Below are 22,939 nucleotides of genomic sequence, written 5' to 3'. Positions count from 1 at the left end.
CGGCGCCGAACTGGTTTCCTTGACGGAGGGGGACCGTGCGCCCGGCCTAACTCGGTCCAGTTTCTGGCGCGCAAACGACACTGTCGTGAGCGTCCTGTAAACGCAACCGCGGGAGAAAGGAACTCCTGATCACAGCATCCTGCGAAGACGTTTCGGTAAGTTGACGAACACCCGGCCCGACAAATCGACATACTGGTTGGAAATGGCAACGTCGCTTGGCGCCCCCTACCCGTGCCTGCCCTCGAGTTCCTGAAACGCACGATAGCCCGGGCCGGCACACGCAGGGACATAAGTAATGGCCCGTCGGCAAGGCAAGCCATATTTGTTCTTGCTTTGTGCCGGCAGCTATGCTACTAATTCCTCATGGTGCTGATTTGCACCAACGACCGTCTTGCCACGACATGCGGTTTTTCAGCCAGGCTCGATCAAAGCCCGCATCGCCGGGCTTTTTGGCCAATCAAGGTCGAGCGCCGGCCTTTTCGGCAGCTTCCGAGAATGGAAATCGGAAAAGCAGCTTCCGGTTCTCGTCGCAGATTTCGAAGGAAAGGCCTGTCAGGACTGGGCCGCCGCTGAGCAGACCCTCGGCCAGGATTTCCTTCCTGAGCCGCGGACAAACCGTCCAACTCCTGACCTTCGAAATCTTCCGTCAGGCGGCCCTCATTGTTTCGGAAATGGAAAAAATATCTCGGCATGGCTGCTCCGGTCGGTCGGTTTCTCTAATGCATGTCGCGCAAAACTGTGCAGCGGTTTAGCGGCAACGACATGCACAAAAACAAGCACTTAAAGCGCGTCGCATGAGGCCGATCGACGCGATGCGCATTAGTGGCGAGCGCCTCAGGAACAGCGTCGGATTTGTGCACGACAGCACCGTGCGATTTTGGCGTTCGGATTCATGGCGTTTAGGCCTTCATGCGTCAGGTTGATCGAACAGCACCCCCAGCCCGTGTTCGAACGCACATGCCGCAATCATGTCGTCCAGGGCTTTTCCGGAGACCGGGCAATTCGGCATGACAGCCCTGATCGCGATCTCAGCCGCAGCGGTGGAAACCGCATCGTGGCGCCTCTTCCTGGTCTCCATGTATTGCTCGAGCAGAATATTCAGGCGCCGCGCGGCAATCTCGTCAACGACCATCGTTCTCCCTCGATTCGGCACAATGTTCGTCTTCCGGGTCTGTCCTCCGGATGAAGGTCCGCTGCCATTGGGTAGCAGCGGACCACTCGGCTGGGTGAGCCAATAACCCGAGGCGGGGTGTCTCGGACCGCCACCACAATAGCTTCGGCAGGCCACTCGTTCCACAGAACGCTGTCGTTGGTAATTTTCGTACACTGAGCATTGGCACAGACAGTCTGCGACCGTGGGATTTTTGCGCTATGCCCGTACCTGATAACCGGATCAGCTTCGGCTTCGATCGACATAGCTGTAGATGCCCGCGCCGATCGCGACCGCTCCTAGAGTGATCAGAATCGATGGCACACCCATCGACGTGGCGATGATTCCCCAGACAATGGCGACGGCAATTGCGCCGGCCGTTCCCAGCACCAGTCTAAGCCGTTTCGACATTTTCCATTCCCCCAAAAGTGCATCTTTGGCCTTTTCCGGTCGAAATACCGCAATGCGGCACCATTGTCTGCGCTTCGTCCAACTTTTTATGCCGCCCCTGAGCCCCGACCGCTGAGGCGTAAGCGATCCGTATGCGGGCTTGTCGCAAACACCCACTCGACAACGAGGACGCTTGGGCGTGAGCCCGAGAAGCGAGGCGTCAGAAAGCGAGGTATCTATGCAAATTTTCGGAATTTACTCCGGTTCACAATCATGGCCATGGCGGCCACGACAACCGCACTAGTCATCACGGGCCTTACCCCCGTGACAACCGAAGCGACTTTGATTTGCCATGGGTCGGTCTGCCAGAAGGCGAGCAATGAAGGCAGTGCCTTCGGCACCAAATATCAGCGCAAGTGCACCTGCGAAAATGTAAGCGAGGGCGCTAACAACCGTCCCTCTCCACGCAACGTCAACAAGGGGCGCATCGGCGGCTCAAGCAGCAGCGGATCGAGCGGCGCCAGCAGCTCAAGCGGCAGCAGTTCGAGCGGCGCCAGCAGCTCAAGCGGCAGCAGTTCGAGCGGCAGCAGCGGATCCAGTGGCGGCAACGACGGGATAAGCAGCGGCGGATCCAACGGCAGCGGCGGAGTGTAGCGGCTGCTCAAGCGGCTCCGGTGGCGGCGCCACTGCTCGCGCTCAATGCCGTCTACGCACTCCGCGCCATCACCGAGGAACGCCATCTGTCACGCGACCTCGATTACGTCGCCTATTGCGATTACATCGCCGAGAACGGTGCCGTAGCTCAGCTCAAACGACTGTTTGCGAAAGTGCGTCGGCCGCCGATCGGGCGCTCCGGCTGAATGCCAACCCTTGCTCGGACCATCTGCGGCAGCTGGCCTATCGCCTCAAGGCGTGATCGCGATGCCGATCCTCGCCGCTCATCGGCAACGGCCGATCGCCCTCGAGCAGGCGGGTGATCCGGGCGAAGCCGGCAAATGCCTTTCTCGCTTCCTCGGCCGACATCCGGCCGGCCATGGCCGCAGCGCAGCAATTCACGGCGCACTGGTAAACCGGCCCGCGCCGCCCGGCCGGCCATTTTCGCAAGAATGCCATTGCTTCGGCAACGCTGTCGATCTCCTCCACGGGATGTCCCTGTCCGCGCAAAATCCGCACGGGCGAAAAGAATTGCAAACGGTCCATCACTTCCTCCCCGTCGACCGGATGCGTGCGATCGAACCCCACTAAACTCGCGAACCCGACTTTGGTTCCCGGCAAAACAGGGCTTGGCCTGAAAAATGTTGGCTGGACGAGACGAGCAGCGGTGGACGCGCCCGGCAGCTCCAATTGGGTGACATCTTGCCCCAATTGGGTGACATCTTGCCATTGTACGGGAACGTTAGCGCGGCTGATGCATTTCGATGCCACGAGCAGTCTTTTTGAGGGAAATGCCAAAACATGAGAATAGCCCATGTGGCGCCGCTCCATGAATCCGTGCCACCCCGGTTCTATGGAGGGACGGAGCGCATCGTCTCCTATCTGACCGAAGGATTGGTCGAGCTTGGCCATGACGTGACCCTGTTCGCCAGCGGCGATACCAAGACGTCGGCGAAATTGGTGGCGTGTCGCGAGCACGCGCTCCGTCTCGATCCGCGCCCGCACAAATCCGAAACCGCGGCGCATCTCTCGATGCTCGCCAAGGTGAGGAACCGGGCGCAACAGTTCGACATCATCCATTTCCATCTCAGCCACTTCCTGCATTTTCCTTTCTTCGAACACATGCCCGACCGGACGGTGACGACACCGCATGGCAGGCTCGACTATGTCGACTTGGCCCCGGCCTACGAACATTTTCCGCGCTTTCCGATGATCTCGATTTCGCGCAGCCAGAGAACCGGGCTACCCAGGGCCAATTGGCTGGCGACCATCCATCACGGGCTACCGATCAATATGTACGAGCCGACTTTCGAGACGGAGGTGGACGAGCCGTATCTGGCCTTTCTGGGCCGGCTGTCGCGCGACAAGCGCCCGGACCGTGCCATTGAGATCGCCTTGCGCTCCGGGCTGAAACTGAAGCTTGCGGCAAAGATCGGCGACGACGACCGCCCTTTTTTCCACGACACGGTCGAGCCGCTGATCGACGGCGACCGTGTCGACTATATCGGCGAGATCGAAGAGGACAGAAAAGCGGAATTCCTCGGCAAGGCGGCCGGCCTGCTGTTTCCGATCGATTGGCCGGAGCCGTTCGGTCTTGCCGCGATAGAGGCTATGGCCTGTGGCACGCCGGTAATCGCCTGGAAATGCGGTGCCCTGCCGGAGATCATCGACCACGGCGTGACCGGTTTCCTTGTCGATACCGTCGATGCCGCAGTCACCTCGATACCGGAATTGCTGCGCCTCGACAGGCGACAGGTGAGAGCCGTGTTCGAAAACCGTTTTTCTGCCACGAGAATGGCCCACGACTATGTGGCTGCCTATGCGCGCCTGATCGGTACTCCCGGTGAAGCGAGAGCGTCCTGATCGGCGTCATTGTGGACGTTGGAACGAAACGACAGAGCTTGTGACGTATGAATCAACTCGACGAGCGTAAGCTTGATCCCGCCGTAGCCCTTGCTTCCCTCGACGAGGTTGCGCCCCGGGAGCCGCACCGGCTGTTCGCCCTCAAGCAAGCCGACTGCTTCGCGGTGGCCGACGCCTATGGCGACATCCGCGGCGCCGGCGATGGCTTTTTCCGAGACGACACGCGTGTGCTTTCGGAATTCCGGCTGACGGTCGGTGGCCGGCAAATGTCGTTGCTCGGCGCCTCGCTCAGCCAGGACAATGTGCTTTTCACCTCGAACCTGACCAATCTGCCGATCCAGAGTGTCGGTGGCCGCGACATTCCGCAGGGCGCGATCCACATAGAACGCGTCAGGCTGCTTTGGCAGGACCGGCTGTTCGAGCGCATCACCCTTTCCAACTACAGCCAGGAATCGTCGGCCATTCGGGTTTCGTTGCATTTCGCAGCAGATTTCCGCGACATGTTCGAGGTGCGCGGTTCGACCCGGCTCAAGCGCGGAATAGCCCACGCCGCCGAGACCAGTCCGACATCCGTGGTGCTTCGATATGACGGGCTGGACCAGCTCGTGCGCCTGTCGGCGATCTCGTTCTCGCAGGCGCCGGACAATTTGACCGCCAGCCGCGCGGATTTCCTGGTTGCGGTGACGAAGCGCAGCAGCGAGGTCCTCTATATCGAGGTCGGCCCGGAAGTGGCGGAGACACCCGACCGCGACCGTTTTCGGGCTGCCGCCGCCCGCGCTCGCTTCGGCATGCGCGCCAAACGCCGCCACGGCGCGACGGTGCACAGCTCCGGCCGCGTCTTCAACGACTGGATCGAACGCGCGCGCGCGGACGTGGCGTTGCTGACCACCGAGCTTTCAACCGGACCTTACCCCTATGCCGGCATACCCTGGTTCTCGACGGCATTTGGCCGCGACGGGGTGATTTCCGCATTGCAGATGCTGTGGTTGAATCCAGGGCTGGCGCGCGGCGTACTCGCCTTTCTCGCCCAGCATCAGGCGACCGAAACGTCGCCGTTCAGCGATTCGCAGCCGGGCAAGATCATGCACGAGACCCGCAAGGGCGAGATGGCGGCACTGCGGGAGCTCCCGTTCGGCCGCTATTACGGCGGCGTCGATACCACGCCGCTCTACATTCATCTCGCTTGCGCCTATGCGGATCGTACCGGCGACATGGCGTTCGTCGACAGCCTGTGGCCATCGCTCTGTGCAGCGGCGGAATGGACGGAGGAGACAAGCCGCGCGACCGGCTTCGTTACCTACCAGCGCGGCGCCGAGACCGGCCTTGCCAACCAGGGCTGGAAGGACAGTTTCGATTCCGTCTTCCATGCCGATGGCCGCATGCCCAAGGGGCCGATCGCCCTGGTCGAGGTGCAAGGCTACGTCTTTGCCGCGTTCCGTGGGCTGGCGGCGCTCGCCCGCCGCCGCGGCGAGGACGACAAGGCCGATCATTGGGAGGAACGCGCCGAAACCATGCGCGCCGCGGTGGAACGCCATTTCTGGATGGACGATCTCAATTTCTATGCACTGGCGATCGATGGTGCAGGCGAGCTCTGCAAGGTACGGACGTCGAATGCCGGCCATCTTCTCTTTGTCGGGCTGCCCGAGCCGGAACGGGCGCAGATGGTCGCCGATCAGCTGCTCTCTGCGTCGTTCCACTCTGGTTGGGGAGTGAGGACGCTGGCCGACGATGCGATATTCTTCAATCCGATGTCCTACCACAATGGTTCGATCTGGCCGCACGACACCGCCATGTGCGGTGCCGGCCTGGCACGTTATGGCGTGCGCGACAGCGTGGTCCGGCTGATGAGCGGCACGTTCGAATCGGCTGTCCATTTCAACATGCGGCTGCCGGAACTGTTCTGCGGCTTTACCCGGTCGCCGGGCGAAGCGCCCATCGCCTATCCCGTCGCGTGCCTGCCGCAGGCCTGGTCGGCGGGATCGGCCTTCATGCTGATGCAGGCCTGCCTTGGGCTCGAAATCGACGGCTGGAACAGCGAAATCCGGGTCACCCGCCCAAGGCTGCCGATCGGCATCGACACGCTGACATTGCGGCATCTAGGTGTCGGCTCGACAGTGGTCGACCTCACATTCCAGCGTGTCGGCGACCGGGTCGTTGCCTTTCTCGCCGATCGGTATGAGGGGATGGTGCCGCTCATCGTGCGCACTTGATGCCGCCGCGCTGCGGCGCATTGAAAATGACGTGCGGCATTGCAATCGTCCGGAACCGATAGCCTCTTTGTGCGTTGCAAAAATGGGCGGGGAGGGGATGGTGTTGTTGTCATATGGCGGCGAACCAGAAAACAAATAAAAAACGGCTATCGGCCGGCCGGAGGCGAGATCACATTCCATGTCAGATTATACTGTAAACCTGCTCTGGGTTTTGCTGATTGCAAGTTTTGGCTTTTCTGCTTTTGCCATTCTCCTGTCGATATCCCGCCAGCGTCGCGGCCGCGCAACGGCGGCCGCATACACGCCGAGCGAGGATGTCGCGTCGGAAGCGGCACGCAAGGTGCTGCGCGAGTTCGAAAAGAACGGCCAGTCGGCCGATGCGGCACTGGTCACATGGTCGCCCGACACGTTGCGCAAGATCCTGGCCGACGACCTGCCGGACGCACAGGTCATCGTGGTGTCCAACCGCGAACCCTACATCCACAACATCAAGGACGACGGGGTCCAACTTTTGGTGCCGGCCAGCGGGCTGGTTTCGGCACTCGAGCCCATCACCCGCGCCTGTGCCGGCACCTGGATCGCCTATGGCGGCGGCACGGCAGACCGCCTCACCGTCGACAAGGACGACCGGGTGCAGGTGCCGCCAGGCAATCCGTCCTACACGCTGCGCAGGGTCTGGCTGACGGAGGAGGAATATCAGGGCTATTATCTGGGCTTCGCTAATGAGGGCCTATGGCCGCTTTGCCATATCGCCTTCACCCGCCCCGTGTTTCGCGCCTCGGACTGGGACGCCTACGAGGCCGTCAACCGCAAATTCGCCGATACGGTGGTTGCCGAAGCCCGCAACGAACGGCCGATCGTGCTGGTGCAGGACTACCATTTCGCGCTGCTGCCGCGCATGATCCGCCAGCGCCTGCCGGACGCGATAGTCATCACCTTCTGGCATATCCCTTGGCCCAATTCGGAAGTATTCAGCATCTGTCCGTGGCGTGAGCGGATCCTGGAAGGACTGCTCGGCAGTTCGATCATCGGCTTTCATACCCAATTCCATGCCAACAACTTCACCGAAAGTGTCGACCGCTTTCTGGAGAGCCGGATCGAACGGGCAGACGCGGCAATCTCCTATGGTGGGCAGACCACATTGGTCCACGCCTATCCCATTTCCATAGAATGGCCGGCCCAATTGCTGGCAAAACTGCCGTCTGTGGAGGAGTGCCGCGCCAGCGTGCGCGACAGATTCGGCCTGTCTGCGGATACCAAACTATGCGTTGGCGTCGAGCGCCTCGACTACACGAAAGGCATTCTCGATCGCTTCCATGCCTTGGACGAATTGTTCACGAGATATCCCGACTGGATAGGCAAGGTGGTTTTCCTGCAGATCGCCGCGCCGAGCCGGGGGACATTGCCCGCCTACCAGCAACTCCACGACGAATGCCGCCGCTGTGCCGAGGAGCTCAACCGGCGCTATGGCAGCGAGACATACAGCCCTATCCTGATGGTCGCCGAACATCATCGGCAGGAGCAGGTCTACGAGGTCTATCGCGCCGCCGACATCTGTATGGTCACCAGTCTGCATGACGGCATGAACCTTGTCGCCAAGGAATTCGTCGCAGCGCGCGACGACGAACAGGGCGTGCTTTTGCTCAGCACCTTCGCCGGTGCCTCGCGCGAACTGCTGGAAGCACTGATCGTCAACCCCTACGATGCGGCCATGATGAGCGAGGCGCTGTTGCAGGCGCTGACGATGACGCCGGAAGAGCAGCGCGAACGTTTGCGGCCGATGCGCGAGATGGTCCGCGACAACAATGTCTACCGCTGGGCCGGCAGTATGCTGCTGGACGCCGCGCGCCTGCGCAAACGCGGCGATCTCGACAGGGTGACCGGAACCGGCGAGCGCCCGCCATCGAACACCAACAACGTCATCTCGATGTTCGAGCGGGCTCGGAAGGCAGCGTCGTGAAAAGCTTTGAACAACCGCCGGCGTTGAACCTGTCGGAAGGGCAATGGGCGCTGTTCCTCGATATCGACGGAACCCTGCTGGAACACGCTGCCCATCCCGACGCGGTGTTCGTCGGCGAGGAATTGCGCAATCTGCTCGAACGCATCGAGCGGCGGCTGGATGGTGCGGTCGCCTTCATCACCGGCCGATCGATTCCCGCCGTGGACAAACTGTTCCATCCGCTGAAGCTGCGGATCGCCGGACTGTATGGGCTGGAGCACCGGCTGACGCCGAGCGGTCCGATCGATGCCGCCGACGCGCCGGCCGACATCGCCGCCCTTGCGGACGAGATCGAGGCCGAACTGGGCAGCGGCAAGGTCTATGTCGAGCGCAAGGGGCCGGTCCTTGCCGTTCATACAAGAGCAGCACCGCAACTGCTTGCACCCGCAATCCAGCTCGTCGAACAGGCATTGGCCCGGCTTCCGAAGGGTTATCGGGTGCTTCCGGGAAACGCCGGCGTCGAGCTCATGCCTTTGGAAGCCGTCAAAGGTGCTGCCATCCGGCGTTTCATGGACATTCCGCCCTTTGTCGGCGGGCGGCCGATATTCCTCGGAGACGATACATCGGACGAACACGGTTTCGAGGCGATCAATAAAATTGGCGGCATCTCCATCCGCGTGAAGCCGAACGGACCGACGACCGCAAACTATGCCCTCGACGACGTGACCGGCGCAATAGCCTGGCTCGAGGCCAATTTCGAGGCCTTGCCGGTCTCTTGATCATCTGAATATCAACACGCCTTATTCGATCTTGCCGTCCACGATGTGAATGCGGCGATCCATGCGCGCCGCCATGTCGAGATCGTGCGTAACCGCCACGACGGTCTTGCCGCGCTCGCGCACCAGATTCTGCAGGATCGTGAAGACCTGCTCGGAGCTCTTGCTGTCGAGGCTCCCCGTCGGCTCATCGGCGAGGATAAGCGGCGGGTCGTTGGCGAGCGAACGTGCCACCGCGACGCGCTGACGCTGGCCGCCGGAGAGCTGGTCAGGCCGCTTGTCGAGATGCTCGCCGAGTCCAAGGGATGACAGCAACTCGCCCGCCCGTTCGCGCATCACGGGTCGGGCCAGCCGACCAAGCTTGCGCATCGGGATTTCGACATTTTCGCGCGCCGTGAATTCCGGCAGAAGGAAATGAAACTGGAAGACGAAGCCCAGCGTCGAAAGCCGTGTCTGCGCGCGCTCCCTTTCATTCATAGGCTCGCTATCGCGTCCGCCTATCCTCAAGGTCCCGCCTGTCGGCCGGTCGAGCAACCCAAGCAGATAGAGCAGCGAGGACTTACCGGAGCCGGAGGGACCGGTCACGGCGACGAATTCGTTGTCGTTGATCGTGAGTGTGATGTCCTTGACCAGCGTAACGGGGACCGTCTCGGGCAAGATGCGGGTCAGTCTCTCGGTCTCGATGAGTGCGCTCATGACGCGCCTCGGATAATCTCGACGGGGTTCAGGCGCGCCGCACGGCGCGCCGGCAGGTAGCCGGCCACTGCCGCCGAGCCCAGCGCGAAAGCCGACGCGATGACGTAGTGCATCAAGCTCCAAGCGATCGGCAGCCGGGTCATCTCCTGGCCAGTCGCGGCGATCTCGAAACGCACCAGCGACAGTGCATAGGTCATGGAGAAGCCAAGCACCCCGCCGAGCACAGAGCCGGCAGCGCCGATCGCCACGCCTTCCAGCAAAAAGAGCCGGCGCATGTCGGACTCCGGGAAGCCAAGCGACTTCATGATGGCGATGTCGCGCGCCTTCTCGTGCGTGATGGTGGAGATGATGTTGTAGATGCCGAAGCCAGCAACCAGCATGATCGCGCCGACGACGGTGTACATGATGACGTTGCGCACGACGAGTGCTTCGAGGATCGATTCATTGGCCTCCTGCCACGCCACGGCCTTGTAGCCCAGTTCGGCCTCTGCACGATGCGCCACCGCCGGAGCGCGGTTGGGGTCGTCGAGCTTGATGCGGATCTCGTTGATGGCGTTTGGCCGCGCTGAGAGAATCTGCGCGTTCTTCAAAAGCACATAAGCTTCGCCTTCGTCGCGCGCGGTGGTGCCGGTGTGGAAAAGGCCGGCGATCTTGAAATTGCGCGTGAGCCCTTCCGAGGAGACCGCCGTTATCGTATCGCCGAACCCGGCACCGAGCCGGCTCGCCATCGTGTTGCCGATCAGCACGTTGTTGCCGCCCGCGGCAAGTTCCGAAAAGCTGCCTTCGACGAACTCTCCGACGATCGGTGAAACGCCGGTCTCGCGCTGCGGATCGACCCCGATGATAGCTGCGCCCACTTCGCGGCTGGAATAGCGGATCACGCCCTGCGTCTTGAGGCTTGCTGCGAACCGGCCGGGAATCCAGCTCTCCAGCCAAGAGGTCGCGGCGGTCGGGTTGATAATGCCGCGTCGATCGTCGCGTGGCCGGAGCCCCGAGATGGCGGCGGTCTCGAAGTAGTCCTCGGCCGGCTGCCGGCGGGCGGTGCGCTGCTCGTCGGTGATGTCGACATGCGGCATCGTGTCGACGAGCTGCCTGACGAAATCGTCCTGCCCGCCCTGCATCAGCGCCGCCATCGCAATTGAGAAGCCGACACCCACCGCGACGCCGACTATGGCGACCAGCGTCTGGCGGCCGCGGCCGGCGATATGCGTTACGGCAATGTCGACGATCAGCGCCATCGTTGCCTATCTCTCCTGCGCGGCGGCGATGCTCACGCGCGCACCGTCGCCGAGGTCAGCGGGATAGGGCGAGACGATGCTGGCCTTCTCGTCGATGCCTGACCGTACCTCGACGCCATTGGTGCCACGAATGCCCGTGCGGATTTCACGGCGCCCGGCCTTGCCGCCTTCGACCATGAACACATTGTTCCCTTCGATCGCGACGGACGGGATCAGCAGCGCGTTTTTCGAGACGCGGATGACGATGTTCACGTCGGTCGACATGCCTATACGAAGCAGCGTATTGTCCGGCAGGCGGAAGCGGACGCGATAGGTCTTCGTCACCGGATCGCCCTTGGGCGTGATGCTGTCGACCACCGCTTCCAGATTCTGCCGAGGGAACGCGTCGGATTTAAGCAGCGCGCGCTGGCCGATCTCGACCCGTGGAATGTCCTCCTCGTTGACCTCGGCGACCACCAGGAGCGGCTTCGGCTCGCCGACCCAGAACAACACCGTGCCGAGTTCGGCGACCTCACCCACCTCCCCGTCCTGCCTGAGCACGACGCCGGCGCTCGGCGCTCGTAAGACGTAGGTGTCGAGCCGCGCTTTCTGTCCGGCAACCAGCGCTTCGATCTGGCCAAGCTCGCTTTGCGCGCGATCGAGCGCCTGCTGGCTTGCCGCACGCCTTTCGGCAAGCACGGTCAGCCTCCGGAGCTCTTCCTGGGCAAGTGCTTGACGCGCCTCGAGTTCGCCAAGCGCCGCCCGCGCTTCACTGTCGTCGAGCCTGGCGAGTACGTCGCCCTGCCTAACTCGCGACCCCTCGCAATTGCATTGCTCGACGATCCGCTCGCGAACCACGGGAGCCACCTTGGCCCAGGTTCGCGGCTCGACGGAGCCGCTCGCATAGACAATTTCCGCCGCGTCGCCGCGTTGTGGCGTCACGACCGAAACCTTGGCCGGCTGCAACACATACCAAGCGCCGAAAGCAGCAGTCGCCGCGACAAGAACGATGCCGACAGTCCAACGTATCCGTCGCAAGAAGCTCTCCCTCCACCATCGAATGCGAACGTCGGAGCGGTGGCAGACATAGCATTAGACCGACCGTCGGTCTATAAAAGTTGCATAAAGAAACGGTTCGTGCTCCTCTTGCCCCCTGTACTTTTTGAGGTTGATTTTGCCCCGAGTAATAAAGCCGCCGGAGATACGATCCGCCGAGCTCCTCGACTGTGCCCAGCGGCTTTTCTTCGAGCATGGCTACGACAACACGACGGTGAACGACATCATCCGCGAGGCCGGCTTGTCGAAGGGTGCGTTCTATCACTATTTCGCGTCGAAGGAGGCCCTGCTGGAGGCGCTCGCCAGACGTCTCGCACGTGACAGCCTTGCCGAGCTGCAACCCCTCCTCGACGACCCGTCACTCGATGGGATTGGCCGGCTCAATGCGCTCTTTGCCGGCTCGCGACGGCTGAACATCGAGCTTGCCCCGCAATTGCGAAAAACGTTCTTCGTCGTGTTCCGGCCCGAGAACCTTGCCCTCTTCCATCGGGTCGACCAGGCGGCCAGGGAACTGGCCGAGCCGATAATCACAAATCTGCTCAGGAAGGGAAGCGAGGAAGGCATTCTCGACGTGCCCGACCCGCAAGCTTTTGCCGAGATGTTCCTGCAACTCCGGCTGACCTTTCGGGACGTGATGCACCGCGCCCTGCTACAGGCCGAACAGGGTAATATCGACGAAGCAGCGCGGCTGCTCGAGGGCCGATTGCGGCTCTACGGCATCGCAATCGACCGGCTTTTGAAGTTGCCCGATGGAACGATAGAAGCCGTGCAGCCCGGTTTTGCCCGGGCTTTTCTCGAAGCCGGACCGTAAGCCGCTGACAGCGATGGAGGAGAGTTGATGAGTAGGAAATCGCGCGCTTCGACCGATGCCGTTCTCAAGGAACTGCGCGCCTTCGGCCTCACCTATCCGGGCGCCGAGACAAAGAGTCCGTGGCCTGGTCACGACGATCTCGCGGTGAAAGGCAAGACCTTTGCTTATTTGAGCCTGGAAGGCGAACCGTTCAGCATCTCCCTCAAACTCCCCTACAGCGGCGACGAGGCGAGAAAGCTCCACTATGCGTCGCCGGCGGAGTACGGCCTTGGCAAGAGCGGATGGGTGACATTCGAACCAGCACCGGACGAACTGCCACCGATCGGACAACTGAAGTCATGGCTCGATGAGAGTTATCGCGCACAAGCGCCCAAAAAGCTTGCCGCCCTGATCAAGTACAAGGTGGACTCGGGAGCTTAGGTCGAGCGATCGGTGTCACCCCCCGAATCGTCGGCGCTAGAAGCTCAACGACGCCACGCCGATAAGCGCGTTTCTCATTGAATGACTTTAAGCCCAACGCCGGCAAATCGTCTGCTTGCCGGTTCCCCTGCGTCAGGCTTAACCTGCGTGCCATGCGTGGAGGCGCGTGCGGTAACAAGGGGAGGACATAGCAATGACCATACAAGACGCATCACCGGACCTGTACAATGAGGATCTCGCACCGGCGAAGGTTCGAAACTGGGGACCGTTCTCGATCTTCAACGTCTGGACGTCGGACGTCCACAGCCTGTGGGGCTACTATCTCGCTGCCAGCCTGTTCCTGTTCTGCGGCGGCTTCGTCAACTTCATCATCGCCATCGGTATCGGCTCGCTGATCATCTATGCGTTAATGAACATGGTCGGCTATGCCGGCGTGAAGACCGGGGTGCCCTACCCTGTCCTGGCGCGTGCCTCCTTCGGCATCTGGGGCGCCAACATACCGGCGCTGGTGCGCGCCATCGTCGCCTGCTTCTGGTACGGCGCGCAGACGGCGGCGGCCTCCGGGGCGATCGTAGCCCTGCTGATCCGCTCGCAATGGTTCGCCGACTTCAACCAGAGCACCCATTTCCTCGGCCACTCCGGGCTCGAGGTGATCTGCTTCGCCGTCATCTGGGCGCTGCAGCTCCTGATCATCCAGAGAGGCATGGAAACGGTGCGCCGCTTCCAGGATTGGGCCGGACCGGCGGTGTGGGTGATGATGCTGATCCTGGCGATCTATCTTTGCATCAAGGCAGGCACTTTCGCTTTCACCAGCGACATCCCGATGGATGTGCTGCTGGAAAAGACAAAGGACGCGGGCGTGCCGGGCACGCCGGGCTCCTGGACCTCGCTGTTTGCGGTGGCCGCAATCTGGGTGACCTATTTCTCCGCGCTCTATCTCAACTTCTGCGATTTCGCGCGCTACGCCCCGGACAAGGCATCGCTGCGCAAGGGCAACATCTGGGGCCTGCCGGTCAATCTTATCCTGTTCTCGCTGGTCGCAGGCGTTACCACGATCGCCGCCTTCGACGTCTATGGCGAGGTGCTGCTGCATCCCGACCAGATTTCGGCGAAATTCGACAGCTGGTTCCTGGCGGCGCTCGCAGCCCTGACCTTTGCGGTGGCGACGCTCGGCATCAATGTGGTGGCGAACTTCGTGTCGCCGGCCTTCGACTTTTCCAATGTCTTTCCACGCCAGATCGACTTCAAGAAGGGCGGCTACATCGCGGCGCTGATCGCGCTGGTGCTCTATCCATTCGCGCCCTGGGAAGGCAGTGCCGCCTCCTTCGTCAACATCATTGGCGCGACGATGGGGCCGATCTTCGGCGTGATGATGGTCGACTATTACCTGATCCGGAAGGGCGAGGTCGACGTCGAGGCGCTCTACAGGGAGAATGGCGAATTCCGCTTTCAGGGCGGCTGGCATGTCAATGCCTTCATCGCCGCCGGTATCGGCGCGGTCTTCTCCTCGATCCTGCCCAACTTCACCAGCCTGCTGCCGTCCTGGTGGGGCGTCTATGGCTGGTTCTTCGGCGTGGCAATTGCCGGCGTCATCTATTACGTGCTGCGCACGATGGCACTCGGTGCCAGAGCCAGGATAGCCAAGGCCTGAACGGAGTCGGGGGGGCGCGAGCCGCCCCGTTCATTCTGCGATCATTTCGGCCAGGCGGCGCACGGTATTCCAGTTGCGCGAGGTGCCGATGCCGAGACGTTTGTGGCTCACCGCCGCAAGCAGCCGCGAACTCGGCATCTCGCGGGAAAAGACGATCCAGATGTCGCCGCCGACAATCCGCAGCTTCTCGTCCTTGCCGGCATATGCCTCAAGCGCCGCGGCGGTCTCGGCGGGAACGGGCGCTCGCATCACGCGCACCGCCACCTGGTCCGCGGTCTCAGCCGATTCAGCTGGGAACGGATTGCCGGCCGCCAGCCTTAGCCAGCCGTCGTCGCGGCGCACGATGATGTCGACGTGGCGGCCGAAAGTCTTTGCGAACGCCGCCTCCAGCCGCTGCTCCAACGCCGCAAGTTCTGTTTCTTGCGCCTCGAAGACCAGATTGCCGGTCGCTACCAGCGTGCGCGGGTTATTCAGGCCCAGGCCTTCGGCCATCGCCTTCAGATCGGACATGACGACCCGCCGCCCCTCGCCCAGGACAATGCTGTAGAGCAGCGCGACGTAAGTTTGCATGGGCGGCTAGTCTAGACCAGCCGCGACTGCTCTACCGCCGCCTCGATGAAGCTGGCAAACAGCGGGTGCGGATCGAGCGGCCGGCTTTTCAACTCGGGATGGTACTGCACGCCGATGAACCAGGGGTGGTCGGGATATTCGACCGTTTCCGGTAGCACGCCGTCCGGCGACATGCCGGCAAACACCAGGCCGCAATCCTCGAGCCGCTCCTTGTAGTCGACATTGACCTCGTAGCGGTGGCGATGGCGTTCGGAAATCTGAGTATCGCCATAGATCTCGGCGATCTTCGATCCCTTGGCGAGGTCGGCCTGGTAGGCACCGAGCCGCATGGTACCACCAAGGTCGCCGGTTTCCCTGCGCTTTTCCAGCATGTTGCCCTTCAGCCATTCGGTCATCAAGCCGACAACCGGCTCCTCGGTTGGACCAAACTCGGTCGATGATGCGTGCTCGACGCCGGCCAGCGAACGCGCCGCCTCGATGCAGGCCATCTGCATGCCGAAGCAGATGCCGAAATACGGCACCTTGCGCTCGCGCGCGAACTTCGCCGCCAGGATCTTGCCCTCCGAGCCGCGCTCGCCAAAACCGCCGGGGACGAGAATGCCATGGACCTTCTCCAGCCACGGCGCCGGGTCTTCCTTCTCGAATATCTCGCTTTCGATCCAGTCGAGCTTGACCTTGACCCGGTTGGCGAGGCCGCCATGCGACAGCGCCTCGATCAGCGATTTGTAGGCGTCCTTGAGGCCGGTATATTTGCCGACGACGGCAATGGTCACTTCGCCTTCCGGATTGTGGATGCGGTTGGACACCGCTTGCCACCGTTCCATGCGCGGCTTCGGCGCCGGATCGATGCCGAAGGCCGCCAGCACTTCCGAATCCAGCCCTTCATTGTGATAGGCCATCGGCACGTCGTAGATATGCGGGACGTCGAGCGCCTGGATGACGGCGCTTTCGCGGACATTGCAGAACAGCGACAGCTTTCTGCGCTCTTCCTTGGGGATCGGCCGGTCGGCGCGGACCAGCAGTATGTCGGGTGCAATGCCGATGCCGCGCAACTCCTTGACCGAATGCTGCGTCGGCTTGGTCTTCAGTTCGCCTGCCGTCGGAATGTAAGGCATCAAGGTCAGGTGGACGTAGACGGCGTTGTTGCGCGGCAGGTCGTTGCCGAGCTGGCGGATCGCCTCCAGGAACGGCATCGCTTCGATGTCGCCGACGGTGCCGCCGATCTCGCACAGCACGAAATCGTAGTCGTCATTGCCGTTGAGGACGAAATTCTTGATCTCGTCGGTGACGTGCGGAATGACCTGCACGGTAGCGCCGAGATAGTCGCCGCGCCGCTCGCGCTCGATGATGTTCTTATAGATCCGGCCGGTGGTGATGTTGTCTTGCTGGTTGGCCGAGCGGCCGGTGAAGCGCTCATAATGGCCAAGATCGAGATCGGTCTCGGCCCCGTCATCGGTCACGAAGACTTCGCCGTGCTGATAGGGCGACATCGTGCCGGGATCGACATTGAGATAGGGATCGAGCTTTTTGATGCGTGCGCGATAGCCCCGCGCCTGCAAGAGAGCCCCAAGGGCCGCTGCAGCAATGCCTTTTCCAAGTGAGGAAACCACGCCGCCTGTGATGAATACATATCGCGCCATGGGAGTCATCGCTTAACGCGGCCGAATTGATTCCGCCAGAGAAAAAACCGCCGCGAAGGCTTTTTCCCAAGAAGGCGCTCTGGTCGTTGGCGTATCAAAACAAAAGGGCCGGCGAGGCCGGCCCTTTTGGCACGATCTGTCAAAGCGTCAGATGATGACGACTTTGGTGCCTACTTTCACCCGGCGGTAAAGGTCCATGACGTGTTCGTTGATCATGCGGAAGCAGCCATTGGAGGCGCTGGTTCCGATCGACTGCGGCGCGATGGTGCCGTGAATGCGCAGGTGGGTATCTTTCTTGCCGTCGTAAAGATAGATGGCGCGCGCACCGAGCGGATTGTCGCCGCCGCCGGGCATGCCGTCCTTGTACTGGCCATAGTGCTTGGGTTCGCGCTTTTGCATATCCAGCGTCGGAATCCAGCGCGGCCATTCCTGCTTGTCGCCGACGGCAACCGTACCCTTGAACTGCAGGCCTTCCCGGCCGACCGCGATGGCATAACGGCGGGCGGTTGACGATGATTCGACGAGGTAGAGACGACGGGCGCTGGTGTCGATGACGATGGTGCCGGGGTTGTAGCCGGTGAATTCGACCTCCTGCGGCACGAATTCCGCCTTGACCTTGAACTGCCGCTTGGCCTGCTTCCTTTCGAGCGCGGCGTCGAGCGCGCGTGTTTCCGGAAGCAGCGACATCGACGAAGAGGATGTGCCGCCGAACAGTCCCGCGAAAAGCCCGACGCTCTGCGGCTTCTGCCCGACCGGTTCGCTGCGCAACTCGCCATTGTTGCCGGTCAGCGCAACGTTCATGGCCTCGGCCGGGATCGGCTCGGCCGACTGGATCGGCGCAATGGGCGTAATCGGTTCGATGATGTTGACGGTCTTCTTCTTGGCCGGCGTGGCGTCAGCCACCTTGGCCGTTGCGAGCGGCTGGCTCTTCTTGGCAAGGAACGCCTGCCGTTCCGCATCGGCTTTGGCTTTCGCCGCCTCACGCATCGCCAGCTTCCTGGCTTCGAGTGCCTTGGCGCGAGCGGCTTCCTTGTCGGCTGCGATCTTGGCTTCGATCTTGCGGATCTGCGCAAGGTCGTCCGGCGTCGGATCTTTCTTCTTCTTGAGAAGCTTCAATTGCGCTGCATCGCTTTTGGCAGCGACCTTGACGACGTCGGTTGTTGTCGCGGCTTTGTGGGCCGAGTTTGCCGTCGGCATGGCCGCGTAAGCGGGCGCACCTAGGCTGAGCACGGCACAAAGGCCGGCAAAAATGAAGCTGCGAAGCTGCATGGGGAAGATCCGATCGTTCAATGCTTGTTGCCCACGGCGTCGCCCGGCGCCCCCCAAGGACGCCGAGAATGCCGCGTGCAACGTATAATCGATTAGCCGGAAGCGCCTCAAGCGTGAGGCGCAGTCGAATCTTCGTGATCATGCGGCATTTGCCGCGACTGTGTTCAAACGACAACAGATCGCGGCATAAGTTGCCCTATTACTGGTTGGGGACCTGCGGCGTGGCCGGCGCGGTGGCGCCGTTTGTCGCTGGCGGCGTCGCCGGAGCGGTTGCCGGCGGCGTCGTTGCCGCGCCATTGCCGGACGGCGGGGTCGGCGCCGTGGTGCCCGAAGGCGGCGTCGGCGTCGTGGTTCCAGGCAATTGGTTGAGTACGCCCTTGCCTGCTCCGTCCGAGGTCGCCGGCACGCGATCGAGAATGTCGATCGGCTTCTCGCCATAGCGCGCAACGATCGACAGTGTCAGCGAAGTGACGAAGAAAGCGGCAGCCAGGATCGCCGTCGCCCGCGTCAGCGCATTGGCGGCGCCACGCGCGGTCATGAAGCCCGATCCGCCGCCGATGCCGAGGCCGCCGCCTTCGGAGCGCTGCAGCAGCACCACGCCGACAAGCGCGAGCACGACCATGAGGTGGACGACGATCAGTACGGTTTCCATAATTTACCCTGGCAAGGCCTTGTGCGGCCGCTGATTTGGAGGCGGCTCAATACAATGCTTTGACGGCATTTCCAAGCCCGTGGCCGGAATATGGGAAGCAATGCGTCCTTTGCAACGATTTCGGCGCCGGCCGTCCGCTCAAATGCAGCAAGCAGCCCTTGTATCAAGCGATGTTTCGATAGGCTTCCGCGATGCCGAGGAAGTCCGCCGCCTTTAGGCTGGCGCCGCCGACCAGCGCGCCATCGACATTCCTGACGCCGAGCAACTCGACGGCGTTGGACGGCTTGACCGAGCCGCCGTAGAGAATGCGCATCTTGGCCGCCGTATTGCCGAGCTTCCGTGCCAGTTCTTCGCGGATATGCGCATGTGCCTCGGCGACGTCGGCGGCGGTCGGGGTCAAGCCGGTCCCAATCGCCCATATTGGCTCATAGGCAATGACGGTGTTGGAACCCGTGGCGTTTGGCGGGACCGAGCCAGCGACCTGGCGCGACAGCACGTCGAGCGTGGCTCCTGCTTCTCGTTCGGCTCTTGTCTCACCAATGCAGATGATGGCCACCAGCCCGGCGCGCCATGCGGCGGAGGCCTTGGCCTGGACCAAGGCATCGTCCTCCTTGCGATCGGCGCGGCATTCGGAATGGCCGACGATGACATGGCTGGCACCTGCATCCTTCAGCATCTCGGCCGAAATGCAGCCGGTATAGGCGCCGCTTTCCTCGGTGTGGCAATCCTCTCCGCCGGCCCGCACCGGCGTGCGCGACAGAATCTCGGCGGCGTGCGCAAGCAAGGTCGCCGGCACGCAGACCACCGCTTCGGTCTCGGCGTCGAGCCCACTCATGAAGCCGTTGCCGATCATCCTGAGCTCGTTGAGCGAGGCGCTAGTGCCGTTCATTTTCCAGTTGCCGGCGACGAGCGGGCGGATTCCAGGCGTCATGGGATTTGTTTCTCCAGGCAATTTCCAGCTGGCCCTCACTATCAAAATCAGGCCACAAAGCAATCGACAGTGGGCAGGAAGGGCGCTATTGCGCTTGTTTCAGACTCGGCGCATGCGAAATGCGCAAAAATCGGAAGTACTCATGCTTGGTATGTTGAGAAGCGCGGCGGGGACCTGGGTCGCTAAACTGCTGCTGTCATTGTTGGTGTTGAGCTTCGCCGTCTGGGGCATCTCGGGCCGCCTGATGGGCGGTCTTGCCGGCCATGATGCCGTGATCACGGCCGGAGGCACCAAGGTCTCGATCAACGAATACCGCCTCGCCTACGATCGCCAGCTCAGCGTCATGTCGCAGCAATTCGGCCAACGCATCAGCCGTGAGCAAGCGACGGCGCTCGGCATCGACAACCAGGTGCTGGCGCAACTCGTGTCGGGCGCTGTCCTCGACGAGCAGGCCCGCAAGCTCGGACTCGGCCTGTCAAAGGACCGGCTCGCCGAACTGACGCGTGAAGACCCGGCGTTCAAAGGGCCTGCCGGAAGCTTCGACAGGAGAACCTTCGAGTACCTGCTTCGGCAGATCGGAATGCGGCCGGAAGACTATTTGAAGAACCGCGCCCAGGTCGCGGTCCGCCAGCAGATCGTCGAGGCGGTTTCGGACGGCCTCAAGGCCCCGGATACTTTCTTCAAGGCGGTCGCGCTCTATCGCGGCGAAGATCGCACCATCGACTACCTGACCTTGCCGAAATCGCTGGTCGAACCGATAGAAGCGCCGTCCGACAGCGCGCTTTCGGCCTATTTCGAGGAAAACAAGAAAACCTACGCCGCGCCCGAATACCGTAAGTTCTCCTATGTCAGGCTCGAACCGGAAGACATCATGGATTTGAGCGCGGTGACCGACCAACAGGTCAGCGACGACTACAATAAGAACAAGGCGCGCTACACCACACCGGAGATGCGCACCATCGAGCAGCTTGTGTTCAAGACACCTGATGCCGCAAAGGCGGCGCTCGATTCGCTCAGGACCGGCGCGACCTTCGACAAGATCGTCGCTGCCGAAGGCAAGACGCCGGCCGACACGCTGCTCGGCACGCTGGCCAAGGACAAGATCGCCGACAAGGCGGTCGCCGATGCTGCCTTCAAACTAAACGTCAATGAGGTCAGCCCGGTCGTACAGGGCGCCTTTGGTCCCGTTCTGCTGCGCGTCACCGAGATCAAGCCCGAAGTGGTGAAGCCGCTGGCCGAAGTGTCCGAGCAGATCCGCAAGGACCTGGCACTGGGCGAGGCAAGCCGCATCTTGCTGGACGTGCACGACAATTACGAGGATACGCGCGCCTCGGGCAGTTCGCTCGCCGAGGCAGCCGCCAAATTGAAGCTGAAGGTCGTCACCATCGATGCCATCGACCGCACCGGCCAACGGCCGGATGGAAGCATCGTCAAAGACCTGCCGGAATCGCCGGCACTCATCAAGGCGGTGTTCGAATCCGAACCCGGAACCGACAATGAAGGCCTCACCACCGCCGATAATGGCTTCGTCTTCTACGACGTGAGCGCGATCACGCCTGCCCGCGACCGCACATTGGACGAAGTCCGCCAGAAGGTCGTGGCCGACTGGACCGCGGCGGAGACCACCAAACGGCTCACCGCAAAAGCACAGGAGCTCGAGAAGCGTCTCAAGGCTGGCGCCACGCTCGAGGTGATCGCCGGTGAGCTCAAGCTCGAAAAGCAGACCAAGCGCGGCGTCAAGCGCGATGCTGACGACGTCGATTTCGGCAAGGAAGGCGCCGCCGCGATGTTCGGCGTCGGCGAAGGCGGCACCGGGCTGATCCCCTCGCCCACGGGCGACGGACAGATCCTGTTCAAGGTTGCCGAGGTATTCGAGCCCGCCGGGGCCGACGCCAGCTCAGTACCCGAGGACGCACAGAAGTCCTTCACATCCGGCATGTCCGACGACCTGCTCGACCAGTTGGTAGCGCAGTTGCAGACGCAATATGACGTCCGCATCGATCAGACGGCCGTAACCCAAGCCCTGGCCAGATGAGCGCGCTGAAGATCCACATCGCCAAGGTCGCCGCCGGCAGCGCTCTTTCTTTCGAGGAGGCGCGCGAGGCCTTCGACATCATCATGTCGGGCGATGCTACCCCCGGCCAGATCGGCGGCTTCTTGATGGCATTGCGCGTGCGCGGTGAGACCGTCAGCGAGATCGCCGGCGCCGTCGCCACCATGCGCGCCAAGATGCTGCGTGTCGAAGCCCCCGAGGGCGCCATCGACATTGTCGGCACCGGCGGCGACAATTCGCACAGCGTCAACATTTCGACCGCATCCGCTTTCGTCATCGCCGGCAGCGGCGTGCCCGTCGCCAAGCACGGCAATCGCGGACTGTCCTCGCTGACCGGCGCCGCCGATGTGCTGATCGCATTGGGCGTCAAGATCGACATCCCTCCGGAGACGATCGGCCGCTGCATCCACGAGGCCGGCATTGGCTTCATGTTCGCGCCGGCGCATCACCCGGCGATGAAGCATGTCGGCCCGACCCGGGTCGAGCTCGGAACCCGCACCATCTTCAACCTGCTGGGCCCGCTTTCCAATCCGGCGAGTGTCAGACGGCAGATGGTCGGCGTGTTCCTGCCCGAATGGATCATGCCGGTGGCAGAAACGTTGAAGGAACTTGGTGCCGACCATGCCTGGATCGTCCATGGCGACGGCTATGACGAGATCACCACCACCGGCGAGACACTTGTCGCCGAACTGGCCGGCGGCGAGATCCGCAGCTTTACGCTGACCCCGGAAGCCGTCGGACTGAAGCGGCACAACAAGGACGAGTTGCGCGGCGGCGACGCCGCCCACAACGCCCAGGCACTGCGCGACATGCTGGGCGGCGCAGCCGGCGCCTTTCGCGATACGGTGCTGATGAATGCCGGCGCCGGGCTGGTGGTGGCCGGCAAAGCGACGACGCTTGCCGACGGCATGGTAACGGCGGCGCAGGCCATCGACAGCGGCCGCGCGCTGAAAGTGCTCGACAGGCTGATCGAGATTTCGAACGGTTAAAA

General features: G+C 62.2%; 23 protein-coding genes. 10 read left to right on the top strand and 13 right to left on the bottom strand.

What is annotated here, in order from left to right:
- Nucleotides 1-425: 425 nt before the first annotated feature.
- From NKJ55_RS35580 to NKJ55_RS04530, 4 genes are all read right to left on the bottom strand, one after another.
- Complete coding sequence (locus tag NKJ55_RS35580) at nt 426-692, bottom strand: DUF6894 family protein (protein ID WP_502904452.1); 267 nt, start codon at nt 690-692, stop codon at nt 426-428.
- 215 nt (nt 693-907) lie between these two features.
- On the bottom strand, nt 908-1,132 hold the full coding sequence (locus NKJ55_RS04540; RefSeq protein WP_352448852.1) for a hypothetical protein: 225 nt from the start codon (nt 1,130-1,132) through the stop codon (nt 908-910).
- Nucleotides 1,133-1,393: 261 nt separating this feature from the next.
- Nucleotides 1,394-1,561 (bottom strand): hypothetical protein, encoded by a 168-nt coding sequence (locus NKJ55_RS04535; protein WP_352448851.1) that lies wholly within the window; start codon nt 1,559-1,561, stop codon nt 1,394-1,396.
- A gap of 386 nt (nt 1,562-1,947) precedes the next feature.
- A complete protein-coding gene (locus NKJ55_RS04530; protein ID WP_352448850.1) occupies nt 1,948-2,205 on the bottom strand; it encodes a hypothetical protein in 258 nt (85 codons plus the stop codon).
- A gap of 9 nt (nt 2,206-2,214) precedes the next feature.
- On the opposite strand from NKJ55_RS04530, the gene NKJ55_RS04525 reads away from it, so the two are divergent.
- Nucleotides 2,215-2,400, top strand: coding sequence for a hypothetical protein (locus tag NKJ55_RS04525; RefSeq protein WP_352448849.1), 186 nt, complete (start codon nt 2,215-2,217; stop codon nt 2,398-2,400).
- Nucleotides 2,401-2,437: 37 nt separating this feature from the next.
- Here NKJ55_RS04525 and NKJ55_RS35575 read toward each other — a convergent pair whose 3' ends face one another.
- Nucleotides 2,438-3,010, bottom strand: a complete 573-nt coding sequence (locus NKJ55_RS35575) for a DUF982 domain-containing protein (RefSeq protein ID WP_502904451.1) — start codon at nt 3,008-3,010, stop codon at nt 2,438-2,440.
- Between NKJ55_RS35575 and NKJ55_RS04515 the strand changes: the two genes are divergently transcribed.
- The 4 genes from NKJ55_RS04515 to otsB all read left to right on the top strand — a co-directional run bounded on the left by NKJ55_RS04515 (nt 2,996) and on the right by otsB (nt 8,985).
- Nucleotides 2,996-4,057, top strand: coding sequence for a glycosyltransferase family 4 protein (locus NKJ55_RS04515; protein ID WP_352448848.1), 1,062 nt, complete (start codon nt 2,996-2,998; stop codon nt 4,055-4,057). The two genes, NKJ55_RS35575 and NKJ55_RS04515, sit on opposite strands and share 15 nt — an antisense overlap.
- A gap of 47 nt (nt 4,058-4,104) precedes the next feature.
- Nucleotides 4,105-6,267, top strand: a complete 2,163-nt coding sequence (locus tag NKJ55_RS04510; protein ID WP_023674970.1) for an amylo-alpha-1,6-glucosidase — start codon at nt 4,105-4,107, stop codon at nt 6,265-6,267.
- 178 nt (nt 6,268-6,445) lie between these two features.
- Nucleotides 6,446-8,227 carry an alpha,alpha-trehalose-phosphate synthase (UDP-forming) gene (locus NKJ55_RS04505; RefSeq protein ID WP_352448847.1) on the top strand — a complete coding sequence of 594 codons (1,782 nt, stop codon included), beginning with the start codon at nt 6,446-6,448 and terminating at the stop codon, nt 8,225-8,227.
- Entirely contained in the window at nt 8,224-8,985 is a 762-nt protein-coding gene (gene otsB / locus NKJ55_RS04500) for a trehalose-phosphatase (RefSeq protein WP_352448846.1), read from the top strand. The genes NKJ55_RS04505 and otsB overlap by 4 nt, the downstream gene beginning before the upstream one ends.
- A gap of 21 nt (nt 8,986-9,006) precedes the next feature.
- Here otsB and NKJ55_RS04495 read toward each other — a convergent pair whose 3' ends face one another.
- The 3 genes from NKJ55_RS04495 to NKJ55_RS04485 are packed head-to-tail and all read right to left on the bottom strand — an operon-like array spanning nt 9,007 to nt 11,933.
- Nucleotides 9,007-9,678: an ABC transporter ATP-binding protein gene (locus tag NKJ55_RS04495; protein WP_352448845.1), complete on the bottom strand. Its 672-nt coding sequence runs from the start codon at nt 9,676-9,678 to the stop codon at nt 9,007-9,009.
- A complete protein-coding gene (locus tag NKJ55_RS04490) occupies nt 9,675-10,916 on the bottom strand; it encodes an ABC transporter permease (RefSeq protein WP_352448844.1) in 1,242 nt (413 codons plus the stop codon). The genes NKJ55_RS04495 and NKJ55_RS04490 overlap by 4 nt, the downstream gene beginning before the upstream one ends.
- A 6-nt stretch (nt 10,917-10,922) precedes the next feature.
- A complete protein-coding gene (locus NKJ55_RS04485; protein WP_502894916.1) occupies nt 10,923-11,933 on the bottom strand; it encodes an efflux RND transporter periplasmic adaptor subunit in 1,011 nt (336 codons plus the stop codon).
- 136 nt (nt 11,934-12,069) lie between these two features.
- Between NKJ55_RS04485 and NKJ55_RS04480 the strand changes: the two genes are divergently transcribed.
- The 3 genes from NKJ55_RS04480 (at nt 12,070) to NKJ55_RS04470 (ending at nt 14,833) form a co-directional block, all read left to right on the top strand.
- A complete protein-coding gene (locus NKJ55_RS04480) occupies nt 12,070-12,762 on the top strand; it encodes a TetR/AcrR family transcriptional regulator (RefSeq protein WP_352448843.1) in 693 nt (230 codons plus the stop codon).
- 27 nt (nt 12,763-12,789) lie between these two features.
- Nucleotides 12,790-13,182, top strand: coding sequence for an MmcQ/YjbR family DNA-binding protein (locus NKJ55_RS04475; RefSeq protein ID WP_352448842.1), 393 nt, complete (start codon nt 12,790-12,792; stop codon nt 13,180-13,182).
- A gap of 193 nt (nt 13,183-13,375) precedes the next feature.
- A complete protein-coding gene (locus tag NKJ55_RS04470) occupies nt 13,376-14,833 on the top strand; it encodes an NCS1 family nucleobase:cation symporter-1 (RefSeq protein ID WP_352448841.1) in 1,458 nt (485 codons plus the stop codon).
- Nucleotides 14,834-14,863: 30 nt separating this feature from the next.
- On the opposite strand, the gene NKJ55_RS04465 is transcribed toward NKJ55_RS04470, so the two are convergent.
- The 5 genes from NKJ55_RS04465 to tpiA all read right to left on the bottom strand — a co-directional run bounded on the left by NKJ55_RS04465 (nt 14,864) and on the right by tpiA (nt 19,895).
- The gene (locus NKJ55_RS04465; protein ID WP_352448840.1) at nt 14,864-15,403 is read right to left on the bottom strand and encodes a DUF1697 domain-containing protein; all 540 of its coding nucleotides are present in this window, start codon (nt 15,401-15,403) and stop codon (nt 14,864-14,866) included.
- A gap of 11 nt (nt 15,404-15,414) precedes the next feature.
- On the bottom strand, nt 15,415-17,043 hold the full coding sequence (pyrG, locus tag NKJ55_RS04460; RefSeq protein WP_352448839.1) for a CTP synthase: 1,629 nt from the start codon (nt 17,041-17,043) through the stop codon (nt 15,415-15,417).
- Between the two features lie 147 nt (nt 17,044-17,190).
- A complete protein-coding gene (locus tag NKJ55_RS04455; protein WP_352448838.1) occupies nt 17,191-18,312 on the bottom strand; it encodes a L,D-transpeptidase in 1,122 nt (373 codons plus the stop codon).
- A gap of 199 nt (nt 18,313-18,511) precedes the next feature.
- The gene (gene secG / locus NKJ55_RS04450) at nt 18,512-18,964 is read right to left on the bottom strand and encodes a preprotein translocase subunit SecG (protein WP_254817294.1); all 453 of its coding nucleotides are present in this window, start codon (nt 18,962-18,964) and stop codon (nt 18,512-18,514) included.
- A gap of 163 nt (nt 18,965-19,127) precedes the next feature.
- Nucleotides 19,128-19,895: a triose-phosphate isomerase gene (gene tpiA, locus NKJ55_RS04445; protein ID WP_352448837.1), complete on the bottom strand. Its 768-nt coding sequence runs from the start codon at nt 19,893-19,895 to the stop codon at nt 19,128-19,130.
- A gap of 142 nt (nt 19,896-20,037) precedes the next feature.
- On the opposite strand from tpiA, the gene NKJ55_RS04440 reads away from it, so the two are divergent.
- Together NKJ55_RS04440 and trpD are read left to right on the top strand one after the other, a co-directional pair.
- Nucleotides 20,038-21,930: a SurA N-terminal domain-containing protein gene (locus NKJ55_RS04440; RefSeq protein ID WP_352448836.1), complete on the top strand. Its 1,893-nt coding sequence runs from the start codon at nt 20,038-20,040 to the stop codon at nt 21,928-21,930.
- Complete coding sequence (gene trpD, locus NKJ55_RS04435) at nt 21,927-22,937, top strand: anthranilate phosphoribosyltransferase (protein ID WP_352448835.1); 1,011 nt, start codon at nt 21,927-21,929, stop codon at nt 22,935-22,937. Before NKJ55_RS04440 ends, trpD begins: the two co-directional genes overlap by 4 nt.
- The last annotated feature ends 2 nt before the right edge of the window (nt 22,938-22,939 follow it).

Origin of the sequence: Mesorhizobium sp. M0106, from assembly GCF_040322715.1 — a bacterium.
Classification (GTDB): domain Bacteria; phylum Pseudomonadota; class Alphaproteobacteria; order Rhizobiales; family Rhizobiaceae; genus Mesorhizobium.
Note: the sequence above shows the minus strand (reverse complement) of the source record. Positions and strands in the feature narration are given on the sequence as shown.